The following is a 23151-nucleotide window of genomic DNA, read 5'->3' as shown; positions in this document are numbered from 1 at the left end:
CGCGCGCGCCATGCCGGATCAACCGAAACCCGCTGAAGCCGAAGACGCCGCGAGCGTCTTGCCCGTGAGCGCCGCGCAGATCGAGCACGCGGCCGCGTTGCTCGACGCGGGCGGGCTGGTCGCGTTTCCCACGGAGACGGTGTATGGCCTCGGCGGCGACGCCGAGAGTCCGGATGCGGTTGCCCGCATTTACGCGGCGAAGGGGCGGCCGGCGAATCATCCGGTGATCGTGCATCTCGCGCCGAATGGCGATCCGAACTACTGGGTCGAGCATTTACCCGCCGACGCGCAACGTCTGATCGACGCGTTCTGGCCGGGCCCGCTCACGCTGATTCTGAAGCGCGCCGCGCACATCGATCCCGCCGTCAGCGGCGGGCAGGATTCGGTGGGCTTGCGTTGCCCGTCACATCCGGTGGCGCAAGCGTTGCTGCAAGCGTTCAGTGCATTGCGCGGCGGACATGGCGGCGTGGCCGCACCGTCGGCGAACCGCTTCGGGCATGTCAGTCCGACCACCGCGCAGCATGTGCGCGACGAGTTCGGCGGGGCGATTCATGTGCTGGACGGCGGCGCGTCGGACGTCGGCATCGAGTCGACGATTGTCGATCTATCGCGCGGATTCCCAGCGCTGTTGAGACCGGGCCGCGTCACCCCGCAAGATATCGCCGACGTGCTCGGCGAAGCGCCGCGTCTGCCGGATGGATCGGACGCCACTGCGCCGCGCGCTTCGGGCACGTTGAAGGCGCATTACGCGCCGCGCACGCCGCTGGCCTTGTTGCCGTTCGGCGCGCTCGAACCTCTGCTGGCTGCGCGCGAAGCGGGCGAGCGGGTCGCGCTGGTAGCGCGGGCATCGCGAGCGGGCCATTGGGCGGATGCCGAAGGCGTGCATTTCATCGCCGCGCCTGAAGATCCGCATCTCTATGCGCGCGAGTTGTATGGCTTGCTCAGAGCGCTGGATCGCGCGAACGTCACGCGCATTCTGATCGAGAAGCTGCCCGACACGATCGAATGGATCGCGGTCAATGACCGGCTGGGGCGAGCCGCCGCGGCGTTTGAGGCGCAGGGGTAAGCGGCGGGTTTGATGCAAGCGGCTACTTGCGCAGTGCCGAATAGCGCAGGGCTTGCACGGCGCACGGCGAACACAAGCTGCACACACAAGCATGCTTTTCCACCCCGCCCGGCCCGCCAACCCCACGACCCAACAAAAACGCCCGGCTTGATCACCAAGCCGGGCGTTTTCACATCTGCATCCGTCGCCGCTGTACGGCGACCTTCAACTTACTTGCCCAGACCCGTTGCCGCGATCTGCTGCGTGACGTACGTCGCGAACAGCGCGTGCAGGTGCGTGCTCGGGTGAACCAGATCCGCAAACATGTAGGTCTGGTCGGCGCCGGCCACCGTATAGGTCTGCGGCGAGCAGAACAGCGACGAGCCGAACTGCGAGCCATACTGAGCCGGCGTCAGGCCGTTCGTGGCGCTCGGGTTCGCCGTAGCGTACGCGGTTGCATTAGCCACCATCGATGACAGGTTACACGCCGTGCCCGTGTTGGACACCGTGAAGCCCAGCGCCTGGTAGTTCGGCAATTGCTGGTCCAGCCACGTGAACGCATCGGCCACGATGACCTTGCCCGTACCCACCAGGCCACGCGCCTGCAGGTTCTGCAGCAGGATGCCGTTATACGCCGCGGTAATACCCGTCAGCAGTGCAGCCGCGCCGGGCGAGGCCGCATTCGCCTGCACGCCTTGCGGCGTGTTGCCGATGTCCGGCACCGTCGAGACCACCACGTGTGTGGCGCCCGAGCTGACGATGGTTTGAATCTGCGCGGCGAGTTGCGCGGCCGCCTGTGCGATCTGCGGGTTCGGCAACTGTTGCAGATAGCCGGCGATGAACGTCACCTGGCCTGCCGGCGTAGCCGGCAGTTGGCCGGCCGCGACGAGCTGCGGATATTGCGTAGCCAGCGCGGTGGCGAGCGCCGTCAGATTCGCCGTGGTGCCCGCGAATTGGAAGATGTCGTTCGCGCCGCCGTTGATCAGCACGAGCTGGTTCGCGTTGAAGCTTCCATGCGCGCTCACGTAGTTGGCGACCTGGGTCACCACCGGCACGGTCGTCGCTGCCATGTTGTTCGGCGCCCAACCCTCGCCTTGCGGGTTGACGACGTCCGAGCCGCCTTGCGCGTAGCCGAAGCCGCCGGTTGCGACCAGCGGTTGGCCGAAGCCACCCAGATACGCGGCGCTCAACGTGCCGCCGTAGTATTCCGCGACCTTCTGCGTCCACACTTCGCCCGGGTTCGTCGTGAAGCGGCCGCCGCCGAAGCTCGACTGGATCACCGGTGCGTACGTGCCGACGTCCGACAGGCTGTCGCCGAACGACACGACCTGCAGTTTCACGCCGCCCGCCGGGGTGGCGCTGGCGTTGTTGTTGTTGTCGCTGCCGCCGCCGCAAGCGACGAGCATGGCAAACGCGGTGCTGGCTAAGGCGATCTGCGTGACGCGGAACCAGGCTTGTTTTTTCGATGCTGTTTGTTTCATGTTGACTACATCTCCTCGTATGTGTGGCCCTTGCGCCATGTGTTGCAGGCAGCGTCCACCGCGTGGGCGGCGTGACGACAGCTTACAGAATCTTCTACGGCCCGCGCGGCGTTTCAAACGCTGCCGTATGGTTTTCCTCTACGTCCGCCGCGTTGCCCGACGCAATCGGGGCGGCGCGACGCGCATGATAATCCGCGGCCCACGCGGGCGGCGCAAACAGCGCGCGCCACTTGTTGCGCCAGCCGTGCACGCTCGCGAAGTCGGCGGCCATCGACGTCCATTCGTGAAACGTCGCCTTCAGCGGGTTGTAGGTGTGCAGCGGTTCGACGATGCCGTACACCGGCGCGTCGTGCGAATCTTCTTCCACGTAGCTGCCGAACAGGCGATCCCAGATCACCAGCACGCCGGCATAGTTGCGGTCGATGTAGCGATCGTTGCGGGCGTGATGCACGCGATGGATCGACGGTGTGTTGAACACGTATTCGAGCCAGCCGAGCTTGCCGATCGCCTGCGTATGAACGAAGAACTGGAAGCCGAGATTGATCAGCACGATCGCGACGATCTGCTTCGGCGGAAAGCCGAGTACGGCGAGCGGAATCCAGAACAGCCACATGCCCGCGATCGGATACATCAGGCTCTGGCGGAACGCGGTCGAAAAATTCATCCGCTCCGACGAGTGATGCACGACATGCGCGGCCCACAACCAGCGCACGCGATGGCTGCAACGATGGAACACGTAGTAGAGCAGATCCTGCGCGATGAACAGCACCACGAACGAGACCCAGTTGGCCTGCCACGTGGTGACGCGGTAGTGATCGTAGAAGAACGCGTAGACGGGAATGATGGCGAGCCACGCGAGCTTGTCGGCGGCTTGCTGCATCAGCGCGAGCGCGGCGTTGCAGAACGTGTCGCGCCAGCTATAAAGCTGCGCGCCCGGGCGTGTGCGCCGCAGGTGCCACGCCTCCCAGCCGATGCATGCGAGAAAGACTGGCGCCATGGCGAGCAGCAGCAATTCCGCATCGAATTGCATCGTGTCTTCCTCCTTGTCCCTGGCCGCTGCGCGATACGCAGCGGGTCGTGTCGTTATCGTTTGATTAGGCCACGCGACCGCTACGGATGCATGGCTTGCGCGCCACGCGGAGCGTTTTACGCGCACCTCAAACACTGCCCGACAGCGTACACGCTTGGGAGCATCGCGGCGCGCGGCTTCGCTAGAAGGAAACCTCAGTGGGCCGCGCGCTGGTGCGGGTTTTTCCTGGGCTTGCTGGCGCGGCTGCCGCGCGGTTCCGCGACGGGATCGGACACTTTCGTGAAGCCCTGGGACGGACCCTGGTAGACCCATTCGAGTAGCGCATCATGCGCCGCGCGCGCGGCTTCGGAATGCGGATCGTTGATCAGGCTGACGACCACGTAGCTGTTGCCGTCCGCCGATGCCACGTAGCCCGCGATCGCACGCACGTCGCGCAACGTGCCGGTCTTGATGTGCGCGTTGCCGCCCGCGCCCTGGTTGGTCAGGCGGTTGCGCATGGTGCCGTCCACGCCCGCGATAGGCAGCGATTCCACGAACACCTGGGCGACCGGACTTGCATTGGCCCGCTGCAACAGATCGGCTAGCGAGAGCGCGGTGACGTGCTCGTCGCGCGACAGGCCCGAGCCGTTGTCGAGCGTCAGGTATTCCATGTCGACGGCGTCGCGGCGCAGAAACGCCTGGATCGCGCGCGCGGATTTGGCGGGCGTCGCGGGCGGTTTTTCTTCGGCGGCGCCGATGGTCAGGAACAGATTGCGCGCCATCGTGTTGTTGCTGAACTTGTTGATGTCGCGAACGATGTCGGCCAGCATCGGCCCGTCGTGGGTGGCGACCAGTTTGGCGCCCACCGGCACCGCGCCTTCGCGAGTCGCGCCGTTGAAGGTGCCGCCGGTTTGCTGCCACAGCGCGAGAAAGCCGCCCGCGAAAAATGCCGAATGATCGAGCACCGCGACGTTGATCGTGCGCGGGCCGCAGCGCACCGAATAGTCGCCGCTGAACGACGCGACGACCGTGCCGTTCGGCTGCGGCGTGACGCTCGGCGAGACCGTCGACGCATCGCCACGGCACGGGCCGTTGACCGCGTGCATCTGATTGTCGATCTGCAATTGCGCGAGCGCCGGCAGCACGTCGATCGCGACGCTGCCGTCGGGCGACGGCGTCAGCGTGAACGACAGCGATTTGAATGCATACAGCAGCGGATCGGGGCCGACGTTGTACGGCGCGGTGGCGTCGTCGTCGAACGGCGGCAGGTCGCGCGTGGACGGATCGAAGTAGCGCTTGTCGAGCACCAGCGCGCCGTCGATTCCGGTGATGCCCGCCTTGTGGATCTTCTGCACGAGGTCGATCAATTCTTCCGGCACGAGCTTCGGATCGCCCGTGCCCTGAATGTAAAGATTGCCGTGCAGCACGCCATTTGCGTCGACGTTGCCGTCCGCGTACGCACTGGTGCGCCAGCGATAGTCGGGGCCGAGAATCGACAGGCCGGAATAGGTGGTGACGAGCTTCATCGTCGAGGCGGGCATCATCGGTTTGCCGGCGTTCAGCGCGACGATCGGCGTGCGGTCGCCGACCTTTTCGACGACCACGCTGATCGACGACAAGGACACATGCGCGCGCTGCAAGCCGAGCATGACCGACTGCGGCAGCACGGTGGTGACGTTGACGCTCGGATGCGTCGCCTTGACACGCGCCTGCGCGGCGAGCGGCAGCGAAGCAGCGGCGCCGCTGCCGAGCATGGCGCAGACGAGCATCCACCCGGCCGCGGGCCGCTGCGCGAAACGGCGCGGCATGCGGGCCGAAGCGGCATTGGTAGCGGGAACGGAAACGGAAACGGGAGAAGAAAACCAGCGCGAGCGCGGCACGACCTGATGCAGGCGGCGTGCGAGAGAAAACAGAAAAGCGTGCGTCATGGACGGGCGAAAAAGCAAAATGTCAGGGCGTGGGGCACGCGGCAATCCGGGGATGCATCGAGGCGCGTCGCATCGCGTATTGGTTTCGAGGTTCTCGTCGCTCATGCGACATGAAAGCATCGAAAGACGCAACGCGTGTGCGAACGATCGACGCACCCCGCATACACAGCACATTGCGCGGGCCTTTCAGCGCCGCGCGACGCAAAGCGCCCATTGTAGAGACATGCCGTGAGGCTGCGGTGAAAAAAGCGTCAAGCGGCGTGCACGGTGGTGGCGGGCGCTAGAATGCGGCATCGCTTAACGTTTCGGAACGGATAATCATGCGCATCTTGCTAGTCGAAGACGACCGGATGATCGCCGAAGGTGTGCGCAAGGCACTGCGCGGCGAGGGCTTCGCGGTCGACTGGGTGGAAGACGGCGAAGCGGCGCTCAGCGCGGCCGGCTCGCAACCTTACGATCTGGTGTTGCTCGATCTCGGTTTGCCCAAGCGCGACGGTCTCGACGTGTTGCGCACACTGCGCGCGCGCGGCCATGCGCTGCCGGTGCTGATCGTCACCGCGCGCGACGCGGTGGCCGATCGCGTCAAAGGGCTCGACGCCGGCGCCGACGATTACCTTGTCAAACCTTTCGATCTCGACGAACTCGGCGCCCGCATGCGCGCGCTGATCCGTCGTCAATCGGGCCGCAGCGATTCGACGATTCGCCACGGCAATCTGACGCTCGATCCCGCTTCGCATCAGGTCACGCTCGACGGCGCGCCGGTGGCCTTGTCGGCGCGTGAATTCGCGCTGCTGGAAGCGTTGCTCGCGCGCCCCGGCGCGGTGCTGTCGAAGAGCCAGCTCGAAGAAAAAATGTACGGCTGGGGCGAAGAGATCGGCAGCAATACCGTCGAGGTCTACATTCACGCGCTGCGCAAAAAGCTCGGCGCGGAACTGATTCGCAACGTACGCGGCCTCGGCTACATGATCGCGAAGGACGCCTGAGCCGATGCGTTCGATTCGTCGTCAATTGCTGATCTGGCTGCTGGCGCTGGTGTTGCTCGGCGTCGGCATTGCGGGGTGGCTGATTTACCGCCAGGCGCTGGCGGAAGCCAACGAACTGTTCGATTACCAGTTGGAGCAGATTGCCGCGGCGCTGCCGTCGGAACCGTTCTCGCAGGTGCTCGGTTCGCGCGATACCGGCGACGAAGGCATCGTGCTGCAAATCTGGAATCGCAACGGCGTGCTGATGTACTACTCGCGTCCGCGTGCGCCGCTCGCGCCGCGCGCTGAGCTGGGTTTTTCGACCGAGCACACGGAGCGTGGTGACTGGCGCGTGTATGGCGCGATCGTCGGCGATAACGTCGTGCAACTGGCGCAGCCGGTGTCGGTGCGCAACCGTCTCGCCGCGAGCGTCGCGCTGCGCACGCTGTGGCCGCTGATCGTGCTGCTGCCGTTGATGGGCGTGGCGGTGTGGGTGATCGTCGGGCGTGGCCTGAAGCCGCTGCGGCGTGTCACCAGCGCGCTCGACACGCGCCATCCCGAAGCGCTCGATCCGCTGCCCGACCAGCGTCTACCGCTCGAAGTGCAACCGCTCGTGCGAGCGTTGAACGGCCTGCTCGAACGGCTCGCCACCGCGCTCGATATTCAGAAGGCGTTTGTTGCCGATGCCGCGCATGAATTGCGCACGCCGCTCGCCGCCGTGCAGATTCAATCGCAACTGGTGGCGCGCGCGAAAGACGACGCCTCGCGCAGCGAAGCGCTGGCCGATCTGCAGGCGGGCGTGACGCGCGCCACGCGTCTCGCCGAACAACTGCTGGCGCTCGCGCGCTCGGAACCGGACGGCCTCGCCGCCACCGACGCGATCGATCTGCGCGCGTTGCTGCAGGACTGCGTGGTGAAGTACGCGCCGCTCGCGCAGAATCGCGGCGTCGATCTCGGCATCGAGGTGAGTGAAGCCGCTACGGTAATCGGCGACGCCGACGCGTTGCGCGTGATGTTCAACAACCTCGTGGACAACGCAACCAAATACACACCACGCGGTGGCCGGGTGGACGTTAGTCTGCGTGTCGAAGAAGGACACCCAACCGTGCGGATCGCCGACAGCGGACCGGGCATCGAGCCGGCCGAACGGGATCGCGTGTTCGACCGGTTCTATCGCGCGGGCGCCAGTGCGAACCGCGTGCGTACCGATGTCGCGGGCAGCGGTCTCGGGCTGGCGATCGTGCGCCGGATCGCCACGCAACACCATGCGGCCGTGTCGCTCGACGAGTCGCCCGCAGGCGGCTTGCAGGTCAACGTGCGCTTCGGAAGAAGCTGAGGCTTTCTGTTCGTAAAATGGCTTAAACGGGGCTTAAGCGGGGCTTAAAGCAGCCCTAACACGGGGTTTGAAGCGATCTGGCGCTGCTTAAGACTCTTTTAAGCAGCGCCCCGTACGCTTCGAGTCATCCAGTAGCCTCTTTCTCCCAGTCAGGAGTACACGATGAACGCGAAAACCTTGTCCCGCAGCGCTGTTGCAGTAGCTGTCGCCGTGGCGCTTTCCGCCGGCTATGTGGCGGGGCATCGCGACGTGCCCGCGCCGCAGGTGATCTCGCCGGCGCAAGCCGCGATGATGCCCGCCGAAGCCGCGGCCAAAACCGGCATTCCCGACTTCTCGGGCCTGGTCGAAACCTACGGTCCGGCCGTCGTCAACATCAGCGCGAAGCACGTGGTCAAGCAGACGGCGCTACGCAGCAATGGCAACGGCGGCAACGCCGGCGGCAATCAGTTGCCGATCGATCCGAGCGATCCGTTTTACCAGTTCTACAAGCACTTCTTCGGCGGTATGCCGGGCATGCAAGGCGGCGACGGCGGCGATGCAGCCGATCAGCCGAGCTCGAGCCTGGGCTCGGGCTTTATCGTCAGCAGCGACGGTTACATCCTGACCAACGCGCACGTGGTGGACGGCGCCAACGTCGTCACCGTGAAGCTCACCGACAAGCGCGAATTCAAGGCCAAGGTGATCGGCGCCGACAAGCAGTCCGACGTCGCCGTGCTGAAGATCGACGCGAGCAATCTGCCGACCGTGAAGATCGGCGATCCGCGTCAGAGCAAGGTCGGTCAGTGGGTGGTCGCGATCGGCTCGCCTTATGGTTTCGACAACACCGTGACCTCGGGCATCATCAGCGCGAAGTCGCGTTCGCTGCCCAACGAGAACTACACGCCGTTCATTCAGACCGACGTGCCGGTCAACCCGGGTAATTCGGGCGGTCCGCTGTTCAATCTGCAAGGCGAAGTGATCGGCATCAACTCGATGATCTACTCGCAGACCGGCGGCTTCCAGGGGCTCTCGTTCGCGATCCCGATCAATGAGGCGATCAAGGTCAAGGACGACATCGTCAAAACCGGCCATGTGAGTCGCGGCCGTCTCGGCGTTGCGGTGCAGGGCATGAACCAGACGCTGGCCAATTCGTTCGGCCTGCAGAAGCCGCAGGGCGCGCTGGTCAGCTCGGTCGATCCGGGCGGCCCCGCCGCGAAGGGCGGCTTGCAGCCGGGCGACGTGATTCTGTCGGTGAACGGCGAGACGGTCAGCGACTCGACGGATCTGCCGGCGCAGGTCGCGGGTCTGGCGCCGGGTAGCTCGGCCACCGTGCAGGTGTGGCGCGACAAGGCCACCAAAGATCTGAAGGTGACGATCGGCTCGTTGTCGGATGCGAAGGTCGCCTCCGACAAGGTGGAGCAGCCGACCCAGTTGCAAGGCCGTCTCGGCGTGGCGGTGCGACCGCTGACGCCGGAAGAGAAGAGCGGCGCGTCGATCTCGCACGGTCTGCTGGTGCAGCAGTCGGGCGGCGCGGCGGAAAGCGCCGGCATCCAGCCGGGCGACGTCATTCTCGCGGTCAACGGCCGGCCGATCACCACGGTCGATCAGTTGAAGCAGATGATCGCCAGCGCGGGCAGCAGCATCGCGCTGCTGATCCAGCGCGACAACGCGCAGATCTTCGTGCCGGTGGATCTGGGTTGATCGTGGAGCGGGCAGGGCGCGGCCGTGTCGCGTCCTGCTGACCGAACGGTTGACGGACTGGCGGACCGGTTGGCCGATTTGCCCGGGAATTGAAGTAACGCTTGCCGGTCCTTGCACTTACTGCCTGCGGACCGGCATTTTTTTATCCGTCTTTATCGTCTTTTTTATCGCTGTTTTTATCCGGTTTCTATCTGTCACGCAGTACCGAAGCAAGGCGCTGTGCGCCATGCAGTGCGGCGCAACAGCGGTTTCCGGACGACGCGATCTGCCCTGTGGCACGCAGGTTGCGTCTGCCTTGTTCCGGGCCGTCGCGGGACGGCGCCGGAAGGGATACGACCTCAACAAGGAGCGAATCGATGAAAACCCAACGCAATCAGCGAAGGATCGTAGCCGCCGCGCTGTGCGCAGCGCTCACGCTCGGTCTGGCGGGCGGCGCGTATGCGCAGCAGGCGAACGGCACTACCGGCGGCACGACCACCGACGAGAGCAGCGCAGGCAATGCCAATGGCGGCGGCATGCCGCAAATCCAGCACAAGGGCGACGTCGCGTTCGTGTCGGGCGGCGTCGGGCAGGACGAATCGAAGGCGCTGCAGCACGCGCAAAGCCAGTGGCCGTTGTCGTTGCGCTTCACGGGCCCCGGCTCCGACTTTCTTGCTGACGTTCACGTGCGAGTGGTCGACGCGCATGACGGCGAGGTGCTGAGCACCACGTCGCGTGGACCGTACATGCTGGTCAAGCTGCGCCCGGGTCGTTACACGGTGCATGCGCAGTACAAGGACCGCGACCAGAGCAAGGCGGTGACGATCCCGGCCAAGGGCTCCGCGAAGGCGGACTTCTACTGGACGACGCAGTAAAGCGTGTGATCGGGCCGAGCGGCGGTGCACTGCAGTCGGAGCGCTGCATAGTGCTGCATTGCGGCAAAAGCCGCCGCGGAACCGGCGCCGTTTTGTTGCGCAAGCCGTCGCGCGGTGAAGGCCGCCCGGCGGGGAGATTGCTCCGCGATACCGCTCAGTTGCTCGATTCAGGAAGCTCGCGCACTTGCCGGAAGTTTGGTCGATAATAAAGCCACGGGCGCGCCCCGTGGCTTTTCCGTTCGTACGACCCGTTCGCACGACCGCACACCATCACGGAGCCGGGACATGAGCGATGCCTTGACACCTCACGGAAGCCCCGGCGCGGGCGCGGGCGGACATACTATCTCGGTCACCGGCAACAGCCACCGGGTGCGGATGATTCACGGCGGCGTCACCATGGCCGATACCCAGGCCGGGCTCACGCTCTCCGAAACCGGCCTGCCGGACGTGTTCTATTTCCCGCGCGCGGACGTGAACATGGCCCGCCTCGAACGCTCCACGCATACTTCGCACTGCCCGTTCAAGGGCGACGCGTCATACTTCCATCTACGTACCGAAGACGGCCTGATCGAGAACGCCGTCTGGAGCTACGAAACGCCGCTCGAGCCGGCGCAACAGATTAAAGGGTATCTGGCGTTTTACGCATCGCGCGTCGATCGCATCGATCAGACTTCCTGATCGGGCCGCGCGCGTTTATCGGGGAGGCTGCAATGGAATTGAACGACGCGTTAAGAATTCCGCTTGGCGCCTCCGACGTCTGGGAAGCGCTGCAAGACCTCGCGCTGTTGCGCGCCAGCCTCGATAACTGCGAGTCGTTCACGCGCCTCGCCCACGGCGAATACGAACTGGTGCTGACGGTGCCGCTCGGGCCATTGCGCGCGCGATACGAAGCGCGCGCCCATGTGGCGGGCCAGGATTCCGGACCGGCCGACGCGCAGCGCCGCACCATCAACTTCAAGGGCCGCGCCGAAGGAATCGGCGCGTTGCGCGGGCAGATCGAAGTGCGTTTGCGCGCGGACGAAAGCACGCTCGGCGCCGGCAAACAGCGCGGCACGCGGATCGATTACACGATCTGGGCGACTTCGTCCGGACCGCTCGCCGAACTGCCGACACGCCAGCTCGAAAACGCGCTGCATCAGTTGGCGGATGATTTCTTCGCCGAATTCGACGCGGTGGTGCGGGCGAAATATGGAGCAGGTCCGAATCGCGCACGGGGTTCGGCGGCGCGTCGCCAGCATGTGTTTTTGCGGCCGATCAACTTGGGCGGCATCGCGCGGCGCACGCGCGCGGATCACAACGCGCTGACCGGGCGGGCGGCGAGTGCGTCGCATGGCGCATCACACGGAGCGTCGCATGGGGTCTCGCGGCACGAGTCCAGTCCGCATGCGCTGCCGTATTGGGCCTGGGCGGCGATGATTTTTCTGGTCGCGTTGCTGTTATATGTGGCGCGCTGGATTAGCGAGCATTGAGGGGTGGGTTTCGTTTGCGTTGTTGTTTGGGTTGGCGTTTGCGTTGTCGCGCCGATGCGACTACGAAATCCAGGCGACTGACTACGAAACGACGTCGGCGGCGTGGTCTCTCGAACGCCGCTTAAGCCGGGTCTACCGCCTCGTGCGCTCCTGCTTCGTGAAAGTCTTTCGGCCTGCCGGACGAAAAGCGAGCCCGCTCCGCTATCTGCTTGAGCCGCGTTCAACCTTCCCCGCCTTCACGCTCCGCGAAACTCCCGCCGCCAGGCGGACGGCGACGTGCGAAACGCTTCCGCGAAATGCTGCCGTAACGAAGCCGTCGAACCAAACCCCGCGATCGTCGCGATCGCTTCCACCGATTCATCGCTGCTTTCCAGCAACTGCTGCGCGCGCGCAAGCCGTTGCGCCAGCAGCCACGCGCCGACGGTCGCGCCGGTGGCGAGCCGGAAGCGTCGCGTGAAGGTGCGGCGGCTCATCAACGCGCGCGCGGCCAGCGTGTCGAGCGTGTGCGGCGCGGCCAGATTGCCGCTCACCCAGTCGAGCAGGCCGGACAGCCGGTCGCCGCGCACGTTCGGCGGAATCGGCTGCTGGACGTATTGCGCCTGACCGCCTTGCCGATGCGGCGACACCACCAGCCGACGCGCGACGTAATTCGCCACTTCCGCGCCGCACATCTTGCGCAGCACGTGCAGACAGCAGTCGAGGCCGGCGGCGGTGCCGGCGGAGGTCAGCACGTTGCCGTCGTCGACGTAGAGCACGTCGGGGTCGAGCCGCACGCGCGGGTAGCGGCGCGCGAAGTCGTCGGCGCAGGCCCAGTGCGTGGACGCCGGCCGGCCGTCGAGAATGCCGGCGGCGGCCAGTACGAATGCGCCCAGACATAACCCGACCAGTTGCGCGCCGCGTGCATGCGCCGCGCGCAGGGCGGCGAGCAACTCGGCGGGCGGCGTTTCGTCCGGATCGCGCCAGCTTGGGACGATGATCGTGTCGGCGTCGGCGAGCGCTTCGAGTCCGTGGGTGACGGCGATCGAGAAGCCGGCGGTCGTGGTGAGCGGGCCGGCTTCGGCGGCGCAGACGCGAAAGTCGAAATCGGGCAGGCCGCCGCCGCTGCGCTCTTCGCCGAACACCACACAGGGCACGGAAAGGTGGAACGGGCTGATGCGGTCGAACGCGACGACGGCGACGACGTGGCGCGGTGGAGTGGGGGCGGCCGAAGCCGAAGCCGAAGCCGAAGCCGAAGCCGAAGCCGAAGCCGAAGCCGAAGCCGAAGCCGAAGCCGAAGCCGAAGCCGAAGCCGAAGCCGAAGCCGAAGCCGAAGCCGAAGCCGAAGCCGAAGCCGAAGCCGAAGCCGAAGCCGAAGCCGAAGCCGAAGCCGAAGCCGAACCGGATGCGAGAACAGAAACCGCCATCGACCACCTCGACAATTCGACAATGGCCCGATTCTATCGATTCCTGTCATCCGGGTCACTGTCGTGAAACTCCCGGTCGGCCAACAATGCAGTCATCGCCGCCACTCATGAAGCACCGCCCGCCCGGGCAGGCGCCAGCGGCGCGAAGCATCGAACCTTTGAACCGTCTCTGACAGGAGTCTTGCCATGACCACACCGCGCCGTGCGCTGATCGTTATCGACGTACAGAACGAATACGTGACCGGCGCTCTGCCGATCGAATATCCGGACGTGCAGACCTCGCTCGCCAATGTCGGCCGCGCGATGGATGCCGCGCACGCCGCCGACATCCCGGTCGTGGTCGTCCAGCACTTGTCGGCAGCGACTTCGCCGTTGTTCGCTCGCGGTAGCGCTGGGGCGGAGCTGCATCCGGTAGTGGCCTCGCGGGCTCGCGATCACCTTGTGGAAAAGTCGATGGCGAGCGCGTTCACCGGGACCGACCTCGCCGACTGGCTGGCCGCGCGGCAGATCGATACGCTGACGATTGTCGGATACATGACGCATAACTGCGATGCGTCGACGATCAATCACGCGGTCCACGCCGGCCTGGCCGTCGAATTCCTGGAAGACGCGACCGGTTCGGTGCCGTATGAGAACAGCGCGGGTTTTGCCAGCGCGAAGGACATTCACCACGCGTTCAGCGTAGTGTTGCAGTCGACCTTCGCGGCGGTGGCGAGTACGGACGCCTGGCTCGCGGCGGTGAAAAGCGGCACGCTGCTGCAGAAAGGCGATATCTATTCGTCGAACCAGAAGGCGCGGGCGCGCCGGAACGCCGCGTAAGCAGGAGGGCGTAAAAAAAGCGGCCGGGTTTGCTCACCCGTCCGCTTTTTTGCGTGGCCCGTTATGTTCTTCTTAATTAGCGAGCCGACTCATCCGCCAACTCTTGCGCGGGACTCTTCAACAACGCCGGGCTCATCCGCAACGCGTCGAACATCCCATCCACCATGCGCTGCGCGTAAGCACCGAAATCCGTCGCGTCGGGCAGGAACAGCATGTCGCGCAACGAGCCGCTGACGAACGCATGCACCATGGCCGCCGCCAGCCGCGTATCGAGTTCCGCCGGCATTTGCCCTTTGGAGATCGCGTTGCGCAGACCGCCTTCTATTTTCATCAGCCCTTCGCGCATGTTGGTCTGATAGCGGATCCGCACCGGGCCCATTTCCTCGACCAGTTCGCATTTCAGGAACAGGATGTCGAACACGCGACGGCGGTGCGGGTCGTTGGCGGTGTCGCGCAGGCAGACCACGCAGATTTCCATCAGACGCCCCAGCGGATCGGGCTCGTTGGGGTCCAGCGACGCGGCTTTGAGTTCGTCCAGCGGCAGCAGCACGCGGTCGAACATTTCGGTAAACAGATCGCTCTTATGCGCGAAGTGCCAGTAGATCGCGCCGCGCGTGACGCCCGCTGCCTGCGCGATGTCGGCCAGTGACGTGCGCGATACGCCTTTCTCGAAGAAGACCCGCTCGGCTGCGTCGAGAATGCTGGTGCGCGTCTCAAGCGCCTCTTCTTTGGTTCTTCTGACCATATTCGTGTGACTCGCCGTGATTGTGGGGTTTTCCCGCGCGCTATTAAGTCCGCGGGATGACAATCTGTCTGCCGTTAAGCGAATTGCGAAGCGTTCCTGCAGGCCCCCCGCCCACAAGAGAAGTAAACGCACTTATACATGCATTCGTGAATGTATATATAATAGCATCCCACGATCGGATAGCCCAAGCCGTGACGACCGGTTAATATCCGTCACTGTTGCCTTTCAAAACGCTCTTGCGCCGTGCCTGGACGGGCGGCGCCGTGCGGCATTTCCCAGGATTGGCGCATTTTGCTCAGGGTGCCCAGCAGCTTCGGTTTGCATTCACGGGCTTTCGGTCAAGCGTCGCAAGACGCATGTGTGCGCTGTCGTCCCCGGGGTAGGGATGCGCGCACTTTTTCATTCTCAGTCTTTGACAGAGGTCGCTCCATGCGCGTCGAACGGGTTCCATTCCGCTTAATCAGTGCCGCGACGGCTGCCGTATTGCTGGCAGCGTGCGGACCAAAACAATCTGCCCCGCCGCCACAAACGCCCGAAGTGGGCGTCGTCACCGTTCAACCGACTTCGGTGCCCGTCGTCACCGAACTGCCCGGCCGCACCAGTGCTTTCCTCGTCGCGCAAGTGCGCGCACGGGTCGACGGCATCGTGCTGCGCCGCGAGTTCACGGAAGGTGGCGAGGTCAAGGCGGGTCAGCGTCTGTACAAGATCGATCCGGCGCCGTATATCGCCACGTTGAACAACGCGAAGGCCACGCTGGCCAAGGCGCAAGCCAACCTCGTATCGACCACCGCGCAAGCTAACCGCTACAAGGTGCTGGTGGCCGCGAACGCGGTCAGCAAGCAGGACTACGACAACGCGGTCGCCTCGGAAGGCCAGGCAGCGGCAGACGTCGCCGCCGGCAAGGCAGCGGTCGACACGGCGCAGATCAATCTCGGCTATACGGACGTGACCTCGCCGGTGACCGGCCAGATCGGCGTGTCGCAAGTCACGCCGGGCGCGTATGTGCAGGCGAGCGCCGCCACGCTGCTGGCTACCGTCCAGCAACTCGATCCGGTCTACGTTGACCTGACGCAATCGAGCCTCGACGGTCTGAAGCTGCGTCGCGAAGTGCAAGAAGGCAAGCTGAAGACGAGCGGTCCGGACGCGGCCAAGGTCTCGCTGATTCTCGAAGACGGCCGCACCTATTCGGAAAAGGGCAAGCTGCAGTTCACCGACGTCACGGTCGACCAGAGCACCGGCTCGGTCACGGTGCGCGCGCTCTTCAAGAACGCGGACAAGGTGTTGCTGCCGGGCATGTTCGTGCGCGCGCGGATCGAAGAAGGCGTCAACGATAACGCGCTGGTGGTGCCGCAGGTCGGCGTCACGCATGACCAGAAGGGTCAGCCGACCGCGCTGGTCGTCGGCGACGACAACAAGGTCGCGTTGCGTCAGCTCGTCACGTCGGGCACGTACGGTTCGAACTGGGTGGTCGAGAGTGGCCTGAAGCCCGGCGATCGCGTGATCGTCGCGGGCACCGAGAAGGCGCGTCCGGGTCAGCAGGTCAAGCCGGTTGCCGCGCAACTTCCCGCCACACCCGCTTCCGACGCATCCGCTCAGGGTGCGCCGGCCGCCAGCGGTGCTGCACAGACGGCTCAACCCGCCTCTGCGGCATCGGGCGCGTAATAACAGGGAGCCCGCCTCATGGCAAAGTTCTTTATTGATCGCCCAATTTTTGCATGGGTGATCGCCATTATTTTGATGCTCGCGGGTATCGCGTCGGTCTTCACGTTGCCGATCGCGCAGTACCCGACGATCGCGCCGCCGGCCGTGCAGATCAGCGCAACGTACCCGGGCGCCTCGGCGAAGACGGTGGAAAACACCGTCACGCAGGTGATCGAGCAGCAGATGAGTGGTCTCGACCACTTGCTGTACCTGTCGTCCACGTCGGACGACTCGGGTACGGCAACCATCACGCTGACGTTCGCGGCCGGCACCAATCCTGACATTGCGCAGGTGCAGGTGCAGAACAAGCTGCAACTGGCCACGCCGTTGCTGCCGCAAGCCGTGCAGCAGTTGGGCACCAAGGTCACGAAGTCGAGCAGCAGCTTCCTGATGGTCCTCGCGTTCAACTCCGAAGACGGCAGTATGAACAAGTACGACCTGGCGAACTACGTCGCGTCGAACATCGAAGATCCGCTCAGCCGGATCGACGGCGTGGGCACTGTGACGCTGTTTGGCTCGCAGTACGCCATGCGGATCTGGCTGGACGCGAACAAGCTCACCAACTTCGGCTTGACGCCGGTGGACGTGGAAACCGCGTTGACGAACCAGAACGTGCAGGTCGCGGGCGGTTCGCTCGGCGGCACGCCGTCGGTGCCGGGTCAGGTGCTGCAGGCCACCATCACGGAAGCCACGCTGCTGAATACGCCTGAACAGTTCGGCAACGTGCTGCTGAAGGTGAATCCGGACGGTTCGCGAGTCCGTATCAAAGACGTGGCCCGCATCGAGCTGGGTGGCGAAAACTACAACTTCGACACCAAGTACAACGGCCAGCCGACGGCAGGCTTCGGTATTCAGCTCGCGACCGGCGCTAACGCGCTGGCCACCGCCAAGGCTGTCCGCGCGAAGATCGACGACCTGTCGAAGTACTTCCCGCACGGTCTGGTCGTGAAGTATCCGTACGACACCACGCCGTTCGTGCGCCTGTCGATCGAAGAAGTGGTCAAGACGCTGCTCGAAGGTATCGTGCTGGTGTTCCTGGTCATGTACCTGTTCCTGCAGAACCTGCGCGCCACGCTGATCCCGACGATCGCCGTGCCGGTGGTGCTGCTGGGCACGTTCGCGATCATGGGTCTGGTGGGCTTCTCGATCAACACGCTGTCCATGTTCGGGCTCGTGCTGGCCATTGGCTTGCTGGTGGACGATGCGATCGTGGTGGTGGAAAACGTCGAGCGGGTCATGCAGGAGGAGGGTTTATCGCCTCGTGACGCAACCCGCAAGGCGATGGACCAGATTACCGGCGCACTGGTCGGCGTGGCGCTCGTGCTGTCGGCGGTGTTCGTGCCGGTGGCGTTCTCGGGCGGTTCGGTCGGCGCGATTTACCGGCAGTTCTCGCTGACGATCGTGGCCGCCATGGTGCTGTCCGTGCTGGTCGCGTTGATTCTGACGCCGGCGCTGTGCGCGACGATTCTCAAGCCGATCGAGAAGGGTCACCAGGAGCGCACCACAGGCTTCTTCGGCTGGTTCAACCGCACCTTCAACAAGAGCCGCGACAAGTATCACTCGGGCGTGCACCACGTGATCAAGCGCTCGGGCCGTTGGCTGATCATCTATATGGTGGTGATCTTCGCGGTCGGCCTGCTGTTCGTGAAGCTGCCGAAGTCGTTCCTGCCCGACGAAGACCAGGGCACGATGTTCGTGCTGGTGCAAACGCCGTCGGGCTCGACGCAGGAAACCACGGCGCGCGCACTGAAGGACGTGTCGGACTACCTGTTGAACACCGAGAAGAACATCGTCGAATCGACCTTCACGGTGAACGGCTTCAGCTTCGCCGGTCGCGGTCAGAACGCGGGTCTCGTGTTCGTGCGGATGAAGGACTACTCGGTGCGTCAGCATGCGGACGAGAAGGTGCAATCGCTGGTCGGCCGTCTGTTCATGCATTTCGGTGGCTACAAGAACGCGCTGGTGTATCCGGTGAATCCGCCGTCGATTCCTGAACTCGGTACCGCCGCGGGCTTCGACTTCGAGCTGCAGGATCGCGCGGGTATCGGCCACGAAAAGCTGATGCAAGCACGCAATATGCTGCTCGGCATGGCCGCGAAAGATCCGACGCTGGCCCAGGTGCGTCCGAACGGCCTGAACGATACGCCGCAGTTCAAGGTGGATATCGATCACGAGAAGGCTTCGGCGCTCGGCGTGTCGCTGTCGACGATCGACCAGACGTTCTCGATCGCGTGGGCATCGCAGTACGTGAACAACTTCCTCGATACCGACGGCCGGATCAAGAAGGTGTATCTGCAAGGCGACGCACCGTTCCGCATGACCCCGGAAGACCTGAACGCCTGGTACGTGCGCAATTCGGCGGGCACCATGGTGCCGTTCTCGTCGTTCGCCAGCGGCACGTGGACCTACGGTTCGCCGAAGCTCGAACGCTACAACGGTATTTCGGCAGTGGAAATCCAGGGCGCGGCTGCACCGGGCAAGTCGACCGGTCAGGCCATGACGGCAATGGAAGCACTCGTGGCGAAGCTGCCGGCGGGTATCGGCTACGAATGGACCGGCTTGTCGCTGCAGGAACGCCAGTCGGGTTCGCAGGCGCCGATTCTGTACGGCATCTCGATCCTCGTCGTGTTCCTGTGTCTCGCGGCGCTGTATGAAAGCTGGTCGATCCCGTTCTCGGTGATCATGGTGGTGCCGCTCGGCGTGATCGGCGCACTGCTGGCCGCTACGCTGCGCGGGCTCGAGAACGACGTGTTCTTCCAGGTGGGGCTGTTGACCACGGTGGGGCTGTCGGCGAAGAACGCGATTCTGATCGTGGAATTCGCCCGCGAGTTGCAGCAGGGTGAAGGCATGGGGCCGGTCGAAGCAGCGCTGGAAGCAGCGCGTCTGCGGCTGCGTCCGATTCTGATGACCTCGCTCGCGTTCATTCTCGGCGTGATGCCGCTCGCGATCAGCAACGGCGCGGGTTCGGCCAGCCAGCACGCGATCGGTACCGGCGTGATCGGCGGGATGTTGACAGCCACCTTCCTCGCGATTTTCATGATCCCGATGTTCTTCGTCGTGATCCGCGCGAAGTTCGGTGGTGAGACGGAAGACCCGGATGCGGCGTTCGAACATTCCAACCAGCTCCATCCGCACGATCCGCAAGGTGGTGCGTCGGGCGGTAACGGCTCGGGCAAGGACGGACATTGAGATGCAAAAACACTCTTTGATTGCAGTGGCGGTTGCGTTGTTCGCCGCGGGTTGCACGATGGCGCCGCATTACCAGCGTCCGGCGGAACCCGTGACGTCGACGTTCCCGACCGGCGGCGTGTACGACACGCAACCGGGCGCGACCCAGCCGGGGGCCGAAACGGGCCAGCAAAAACCCGGCGCGACGGCTGCCGCGCGTAGCGCGAACGGTGTGGCCGCGGCCGATATCGGCTGGCGCGAATTCTTCGTCGATCCGCGCATGCAGCGGCTGATCGAGATCGCGCTGAAGAACAACCGCGATCTGCGTGTGTCGGTGCTGAACATGCAGGTGTCGCAGGCGCAGTACCGGATCGTTCGTGCCGGTCTGTTCCCGACGCTCAATGCCGCGGCTTCGCAAACCAAATCGCGTACGCCGACGGACCTGGCGTTCGGCGGTCAGAACATTTCCAACTCGTACTCGGTCGGTCTGAACGCGTCTTGGGAAATCGACTTCTTCGGGCGGATTCAAAGTCTGAGGGATCAGGCGTTGGCAACCTACCTGGGCACGGCGCAGGCACGCAAGGCGGCGGAAATCGCGCTGGTCTCGCAGGTGGCGAATCAGTATCTGACGGTGCTCGAACTGGACGATCTGCTGAAGGTCACGCAAGACACGCTGAAGACCGCGCAGGAGTCGTATCGGATCACCAGGCTGCAGTTCGACAACGGCACGGGTTCCGAACTGGATCTGCGCCAGGCGCAAACAGTGGTCGAGACGGCCAACGCCAACCTGCAGGCGCAGGAGCGTTTGCGGGCACAGGGCGAGAATGCGCTGGTGCTGCTGCTAGGCGAGCCGCTGCCGGCTGATCTGCCGCCGGGTCTGACGCTGGACGACCAGAATCTCCTCACGGATATTCCGGCCGGTCTGCCGTCCGATCTGCTCACGCGTCGTCCGGACATCATGGAGGCCGAGGAGAACCTGCTCGCGGCCAACGCGAATATCGGCGCGGCGCGCGCGGCGTTCTTCCCGAAGGTCTCGCTGACCGGCAATTTCGGCACGCTGAGCCCGTCGCTCGGCGGTCTGTTCAAGCCGGGTTCGGCTGCGTGGGGCTTCGGTCCGTCGATCACGGTGCCGATCTTCGAGGGTGGCGAGAACATCGCCAACCTCGACGTCGCGAACCTGCAGAAGAACGTCCAGATCGCTACGTACGAAAAGGCGATCCAGACGGCCTTCCGCGAAGTGGCGGACGGTCTGGCGGCGCGCGGCACGTACGACCAGCAGATCCAGGCGCTGGAGCGCAATACGTTTGCGGAACAGCGTCGTCTGGATCTGTCGAATCTGCGTTATACGAACGGTGTCGACAGCTATCTGTCGGTGCTGACCGCGCAGACCGATCTGTACTCGTCGCAAACGTCGCTGATTACCGCGCGCATGGAGCGCCTGCAGAACCTGGTGACGTTGTACCAGGCACTCGGCGGTGGCTGGGTCGAGCACAACGGCGATCAGCCGCGTCCCGCCGACGCACCGGTGAATTACGGTGCGGCAAGCGCGCCGGTGGCGGCTTCGGCGGCGACGGCGGGTTAAGTCGGCGCCGTGTCGTAGCCAACGCTTAGAACGGCTTTCGGTGTCACGGAAGCCGTTCTAAGCAGCCAGCGCAAGACACACGTAAGCACACGGCAACAAACAGCAGCACAAAGCTGAAAACAAAAACGCCACGGCATGCCGTGGCGTTTTTGTTTGTCCGCAGAGAACGAGTTGCAGCAACTACGTTTGCCGCACCTCAGTCACTCAATGCAGATCCGCGGCACGCATCATTTCATCGTGCGGCGGCTCATTCCCACCGCGTCCGTCGAAATCGTGACCGGCCTTGCGAATCTCGCACTGCGCCTTCTTCTCGCTCTTCACACCGTTGAAGATCAGGTTCAGCACGACCGCCGACACGGACGCCAGCAGAATCCCGCTATGCAGCAGCGGCGTCAGCGCAGCCGGCAGCTTCGAGAAGAAGTTCGGCGACACGACTGGCACCAGACCCAGACCGACGCTTACCGCGACGATAAACAGGTTGTGCTGGTTCTTCACGAAGTCGACGCGCGACAGCACCTTCATGCCGTTCGCCGCGACCATGCCGAACATCACGATGCCCGCACCGCCGAGCACGAAGGCCGGCACCGACGCGACCACTTGCGCCATCTTCGGGAACAGGCCCAGCAGCACCAGAATCACGCCGCCCATGGCGCAGACGAAGCGGCTCTTCACGCCGGTCACGCCGATCAGGCCGACGTTCTGCGAGAACGACGTATGCGGGAACGAGTTGAAGACACCGCCGATCAGCGTGCCCAGACCGTCCACGCGCAGGCCGCGCACCAGCGCTTTCTGATCGACCGGGCGATCCACCATGTCGCCGACCGCGAGGAACATGCCGGTCGATTCGATGAAGGTGACGAACATCACGGTGATCATCGTTGCGATCGACAGCGGATCGAAGTGCGGCAGGCCGAAGTGAAACGGCATCACGAAGCCGACCCACGGTGCGTGCGTGACGCCGTCCATGTTGACGCGGCCGAGCACCAGCGCGATCACGAAGCCGGCGACGATGCCGAGCAACACCGAAATATTGGCAAGGAAGCCCTTGGCGAACTTGTTGATCAGCAGAATCAGCGTCAGCACGATGAACGACAGGCCGAGATAGATCGGATTGCCGTAGTCGGGATTGCCCACGCCGCCAGCCGCCCAGTTGATGCCCACTTCCATCAGCGACAGACCGATCACCGAAATCACCACGCCGATCACGACCGGCGGGAAGAAGCGCAACAACTTGCCGACCGCGGGCGCGAGCAGAATGCCGATCACGCCGGCCGCGATCGTCGAGCCGAAGATGTCGAGAATGCCGAGCGAAGGATTGGTGCCGATCGCGACCATCGGACCGACGGCCGCGAACGTGCAGCCCATGATGACCGGCAGGCGGATCCCGAAGATCCACAGACCGAGCGTTTGAATCAGCGTGGCGATGCCGCAGGAGAACAGATCGGCGCTAATCAGGAAGGCGATCTGATCCTTCGGCAATTTGAGCGCCGCACCGATGATCAGAGGCACTGCGACGGCGCCGGCATACATCACCAGAACGTGCTGGATGCCGAGCGTCAGCAACTGGCCCGCGGGCAGTCGCTCGTCGCACGGGTGAACCGTGTTCGATTGCATATCTTCTGTCTCCACCATCTAGTTTTTGAGATGACTCCAAGGTATCGGGGACGATAAAGTGCAACAAGACCACTGGGGCCTATTCCGGCATTCCCGGTGACGATATGCGTTGTGCCGGTTTGAAAGGCAATTTAAAGCTGCGAGTTTGTGCCATCGGCGGACAGCCCCTTGTGGCCGTGGTGCGGGTCGTTAAGCCGCGCGCGCCATCGCCAGACTGATATGTGTGAGAATCAATGAGGTGTATCTCATACGGCGCATAGTGCTGTTTTCATGCGGCTCGCGGCGCGGCGGGGTTAACCCGCGATTCGGCAAAATCGGCGTGTTTTTGGATGCGCTCTCCGAGGCGCGTCGCGGT

Annotated in this window: 18 protein-coding genes; 12 read left to right on the top strand and 6 right to left on the bottom strand. The window is 64.3% G+C overall.

Going from position 1 to position 23151, the window contains the following annotated elements; genetic code table 11:
- Nucleotides 1-10 precede the first annotated feature (10 nt).
- Complete coding sequence (locus FA94_RS07180) at nt 11-1066, top strand: L-threonylcarbamoyladenylate synthase (RefSeq protein ID WP_035548366.1); 1056 nt, start codon at nt 11-13, stop codon at nt 1064-1066.
- 209 nt (nt 1067-1275) lie between these two features.
- Here FA94_RS07180 and FA94_RS07175 read toward each other — a convergent pair whose 3' ends face one another.
- From FA94_RS07175 to dacB, 3 genes are all read right to left on the bottom strand, one after another.
- On the bottom strand, nt 1276-2526 hold the full coding sequence (locus FA94_RS07175; protein WP_035548363.1) for an SGNH/GDSL hydrolase family protein: 1251 nt from the start codon (nt 2524-2526) through the stop codon (nt 1276-1278).
- A gap of 94 nt (nt 2527-2620) precedes the next feature.
- Complete coding sequence (locus FA94_RS07170; protein WP_035548360.1) at nt 2621-3556, bottom strand: sterol desaturase family protein; 936 nt, start codon at nt 3554-3556, stop codon at nt 2621-2623.
- A 194-nt stretch (nt 3557-3750) separates the two neighbouring features.
- Nucleotides 3751-5463, bottom strand: coding sequence for a D-alanyl-D-alanine carboxypeptidase/D-alanyl-D-alanine endopeptidase (gene dacB, locus FA94_RS07165; protein WP_035548358.1), 1713 nt, complete (start codon nt 5461-5463; stop codon nt 3751-3753).
- Nucleotides 5464-5783: 320 nt separating this feature from the next.
- Here dacB and FA94_RS07160 point away from each other — a divergent pair, with 320 nt between their 5' ends.
- The 6 genes from FA94_RS07160 to FA94_RS07135 all read left to right on the top strand — a co-directional run bounded on the left by FA94_RS07160 (nt 5784) and on the right by FA94_RS07135 (nt 11764).
- Nucleotides 5784-6446: a response regulator gene (locus tag FA94_RS07160; RefSeq protein ID WP_012434228.1), complete on the top strand. Its 663-nt coding sequence runs from the start codon at nt 5784-5786 to the stop codon at nt 6444-6446.
- Nucleotides 6447-6450: 4 nt separating this feature from the next.
- Nucleotides 6451-7761, top strand: coding sequence for an ATP-binding protein (locus FA94_RS07155; RefSeq protein WP_035548355.1), 1311 nt, complete (start codon nt 6451-6453; stop codon nt 7759-7761).
- Nucleotides 7762-7923: 162 nt separating this feature from the next.
- Nucleotides 7924-9441, top strand: coding sequence for a DegQ family serine endoprotease (locus tag FA94_RS07150; protein ID WP_035548352.1), 1518 nt, complete (start codon nt 7924-7926; stop codon nt 9439-9441).
- Nucleotides 9442-9797: 356 nt separating this feature from the next.
- Nucleotides 9798-10295: a carboxypeptidase-like regulatory domain-containing protein gene (locus tag FA94_RS07145; protein ID WP_035548349.1), complete on the top strand. Its 498-nt coding sequence runs from the start codon at nt 9798-9800 to the stop codon at nt 10293-10295.
- A 285-nt stretch (nt 10296-10580) separates the two neighbouring features.
- The gene (locus FA94_RS07140) at nt 10581-10973 is read left to right on the top strand and encodes a DUF427 domain-containing protein (protein WP_035548346.1); all 393 of its coding nucleotides are present in this window, start codon (nt 10581-10583) and stop codon (nt 10971-10973) included.
- A gap of 32 nt (nt 10974-11005) precedes the next feature.
- Nucleotides 11006-11764: an SRPBCC family protein gene (locus FA94_RS07135; RefSeq protein ID WP_035548343.1), complete on the top strand. Its 759-nt coding sequence runs from the start codon at nt 11006-11008 to the stop codon at nt 11762-11764.
- Nucleotides 11765-12000: 236 nt separating this feature from the next.
- Here the strand turns inward: FA94_RS07135 and FA94_RS07130 are convergent, their stop codons facing one another.
- Nucleotides 12001-12918: a helix-turn-helix domain-containing protein gene (locus tag FA94_RS07130; RefSeq protein WP_035549478.1), complete on the bottom strand. Its 918-nt coding sequence runs from the start codon at nt 12916-12918 to the stop codon at nt 12001-12003.
- Here FA94_RS07130 and FA94_RS39095 point away from each other — a divergent pair.
- Both FA94_RS39095 and FA94_RS07125 read left to right on the top strand, forming a co-directional pair.
- Nucleotides 12917-13234, top strand: a complete 318-nt coding sequence (locus FA94_RS39095) for a hypothetical protein (protein WP_197070190.1) — start codon at nt 12917-12919, stop codon at nt 13232-13234. The genes FA94_RS07130 and FA94_RS39095 overlap by 2 nt on opposite strands.
- A 119-nt stretch (nt 13235-13353) precedes the next feature.
- Nucleotides 13354-13986, top strand: a complete 633-nt coding sequence (locus FA94_RS07125) for a cysteine hydrolase family protein (protein WP_035548340.1) — start codon at nt 13354-13356, stop codon at nt 13984-13986.
- Between the two features lie 76 nt (nt 13987-14062).
- On the opposite strand, the gene FA94_RS07120 is transcribed toward FA94_RS07125, so the two are convergent.
- Nucleotides 14063-14731, bottom strand: coding sequence for a TetR family transcriptional regulator (locus FA94_RS07120; protein ID WP_035548338.1), 669 nt, complete (start codon nt 14729-14731; stop codon nt 14063-14065).
- 429 nt (nt 14732-15160) lie between these two features.
- Between FA94_RS07120 and FA94_RS07115 the strand changes: the two genes are divergently transcribed.
- From FA94_RS07115 to FA94_RS07105, 3 genes are read left to right on the top strand one after another with little or no spacing between them, the layout of a single operon-like run.
- Complete coding sequence (locus tag FA94_RS07115; RefSeq protein ID WP_035548336.1) at nt 15161-16393, top strand: efflux RND transporter periplasmic adaptor subunit; 1233 nt, start codon at nt 15161-15163, stop codon at nt 16391-16393.
- An 18-nt stretch (nt 16394-16411) separates the two neighbouring features.
- Nucleotides 16412-19621 carry an efflux RND transporter permease subunit gene (locus tag FA94_RS07110; RefSeq protein ID WP_035548333.1) on the top strand — a complete coding sequence of 1070 codons (3210 nt, stop codon included), beginning with the start codon at nt 16412-16414 and terminating at the stop codon, nt 19619-19621.
- A 1-nt stretch (nt 19622) separates the two neighbouring features.
- Nucleotides 19623-21182 carry an efflux transporter outer membrane subunit gene (locus FA94_RS07105; RefSeq protein WP_035548330.1) on the top strand — a complete coding sequence of 520 codons (1560 nt, stop codon included), beginning with the start codon at nt 19623-19625 and terminating at the stop codon, nt 21180-21182.
- A gap of 204 nt (nt 21183-21386) precedes the next feature.
- Here the strand turns inward: FA94_RS07105 and FA94_RS07100 are convergent, their stop codons facing one another.
- Nucleotides 21387-22796, bottom strand: coding sequence for a nucleobase:cation symporter-2 family protein (locus tag FA94_RS07100; protein ID WP_035548327.1), 1410 nt, complete (start codon nt 22794-22796; stop codon nt 21387-21389).
- Nucleotides 22797-23151 lie beyond the last annotated feature (355 nt).

It is taken from the genome of Burkholderia sp. 9120, assembly GCF_000745015.1.
GTDB lineage: Bacteria > Pseudomonadota > Gammaproteobacteria > Burkholderiales > Burkholderiaceae > Paraburkholderia.
This window is presented reverse-complemented; position numbering and strand designations above follow the sequence as displayed.

What these genes read in the sequence shown, in the direction of transcription:
- FA94_RS07180 (WP_035548366.1), top strand. Translation starts at nt 11, where the DNA reads ATGCCGGATCAACCGAAACCCGCTGAAGCCGAAGACGCCGCGAGCGTC.
- FA94_RS07175 (WP_035548363.1), bottom strand. Translation starts at nt 2,526, where the DNA reads ATGAAACAAACAGCATCGAAAAAACAAGCCTGGTTCCGCGTCACGCAG.
- FA94_RS07170 (WP_035548360.1), bottom strand. Translation starts at nt 3,556, where the DNA reads ATGCAATTCGATGCGGAATTGCTGCTGCTCGCCATGGCGCCAGTCTTT.
- dacB (WP_035548358.1), bottom strand. Translation starts at nt 5,463, where the DNA reads ATGACGCACGCTTTTCTGTTTTCTCTCGCACGCCGCCTGCATCAGGTC.
- FA94_RS07160 (WP_012434228.1), top strand. Translation starts at nt 5,784, where the DNA reads ATGCGCATCTTGCTAGTCGAAGACGACCGGATGATCGCCGAAGGTGTG.
- FA94_RS07155 (WP_035548355.1), top strand. Translation starts at nt 6,451, where the DNA reads ATGCGTTCGATTCGTCGTCAATTGCTGATCTGGCTGCTGGCGCTGGTG.
- FA94_RS07150 (WP_035548352.1), top strand. Translation starts at nt 7,924, where the DNA reads ATGAACGCGAAAACCTTGTCCCGCAGCGCTGTTGCAGTAGCTGTCGCC.
- FA94_RS07145 (WP_035548349.1), top strand. Translation starts at nt 9,798, where the DNA reads ATGAAAACCCAACGCAATCAGCGAAGGATCGTAGCCGCCGCGCTGTGC.
- FA94_RS07140 (WP_035548346.1), top strand. Translation starts at nt 10,581, where the DNA reads ATGAGCGATGCCTTGACACCTCACGGAAGCCCCGGCGCGGGCGCGGGC.
- FA94_RS07135 (WP_035548343.1), top strand. Translation starts at nt 11,006, where the DNA reads ATGGAATTGAACGACGCGTTAAGAATTCCGCTTGGCGCCTCCGACGTC.
- FA94_RS39095 (WP_197070190.1), top strand. Translation starts at nt 12,917, where the DNA reads ATGCGGTCGAACGCGACGACGGCGACGACGTGGCGCGGTGGAGTGGGG.
- FA94_RS07125 (WP_035548340.1), top strand. Translation starts at nt 13,354, where the DNA reads ATGACCACACCGCGCCGTGCGCTGATCGTTATCGACGTACAGAACGAA.
- FA94_RS07120 (WP_035548338.1), bottom strand. Translation starts at nt 14,731, where the DNA reads ATGGTCAGAAGAACCAAAGAAGAGGCGCTTGAGACGCGCACCAGCATT.
- FA94_RS07115 (WP_035548336.1), top strand. Translation starts at nt 15,161, where the DNA reads ATGCGCGTCGAACGGGTTCCATTCCGCTTAATCAGTGCCGCGACGGCT.
- FA94_RS07110 (WP_035548333.1), top strand. Translation starts at nt 16,412, where the DNA reads ATGGCAAAGTTCTTTATTGATCGCCCAATTTTTGCATGGGTGATCGCC.
- FA94_RS07105 (WP_035548330.1), top strand. Translation starts at nt 19,623, where the DNA reads ATGCAAAAACACTCTTTGATTGCAGTGGCGGTTGCGTTGTTCGCCGCG.
- FA94_RS07100 (WP_035548327.1), bottom strand. Translation starts at nt 22,796, where the DNA reads ATGCAATCGAACACGGTTCACCCGTGCGACGAGCGACTGCCCGCGGGC.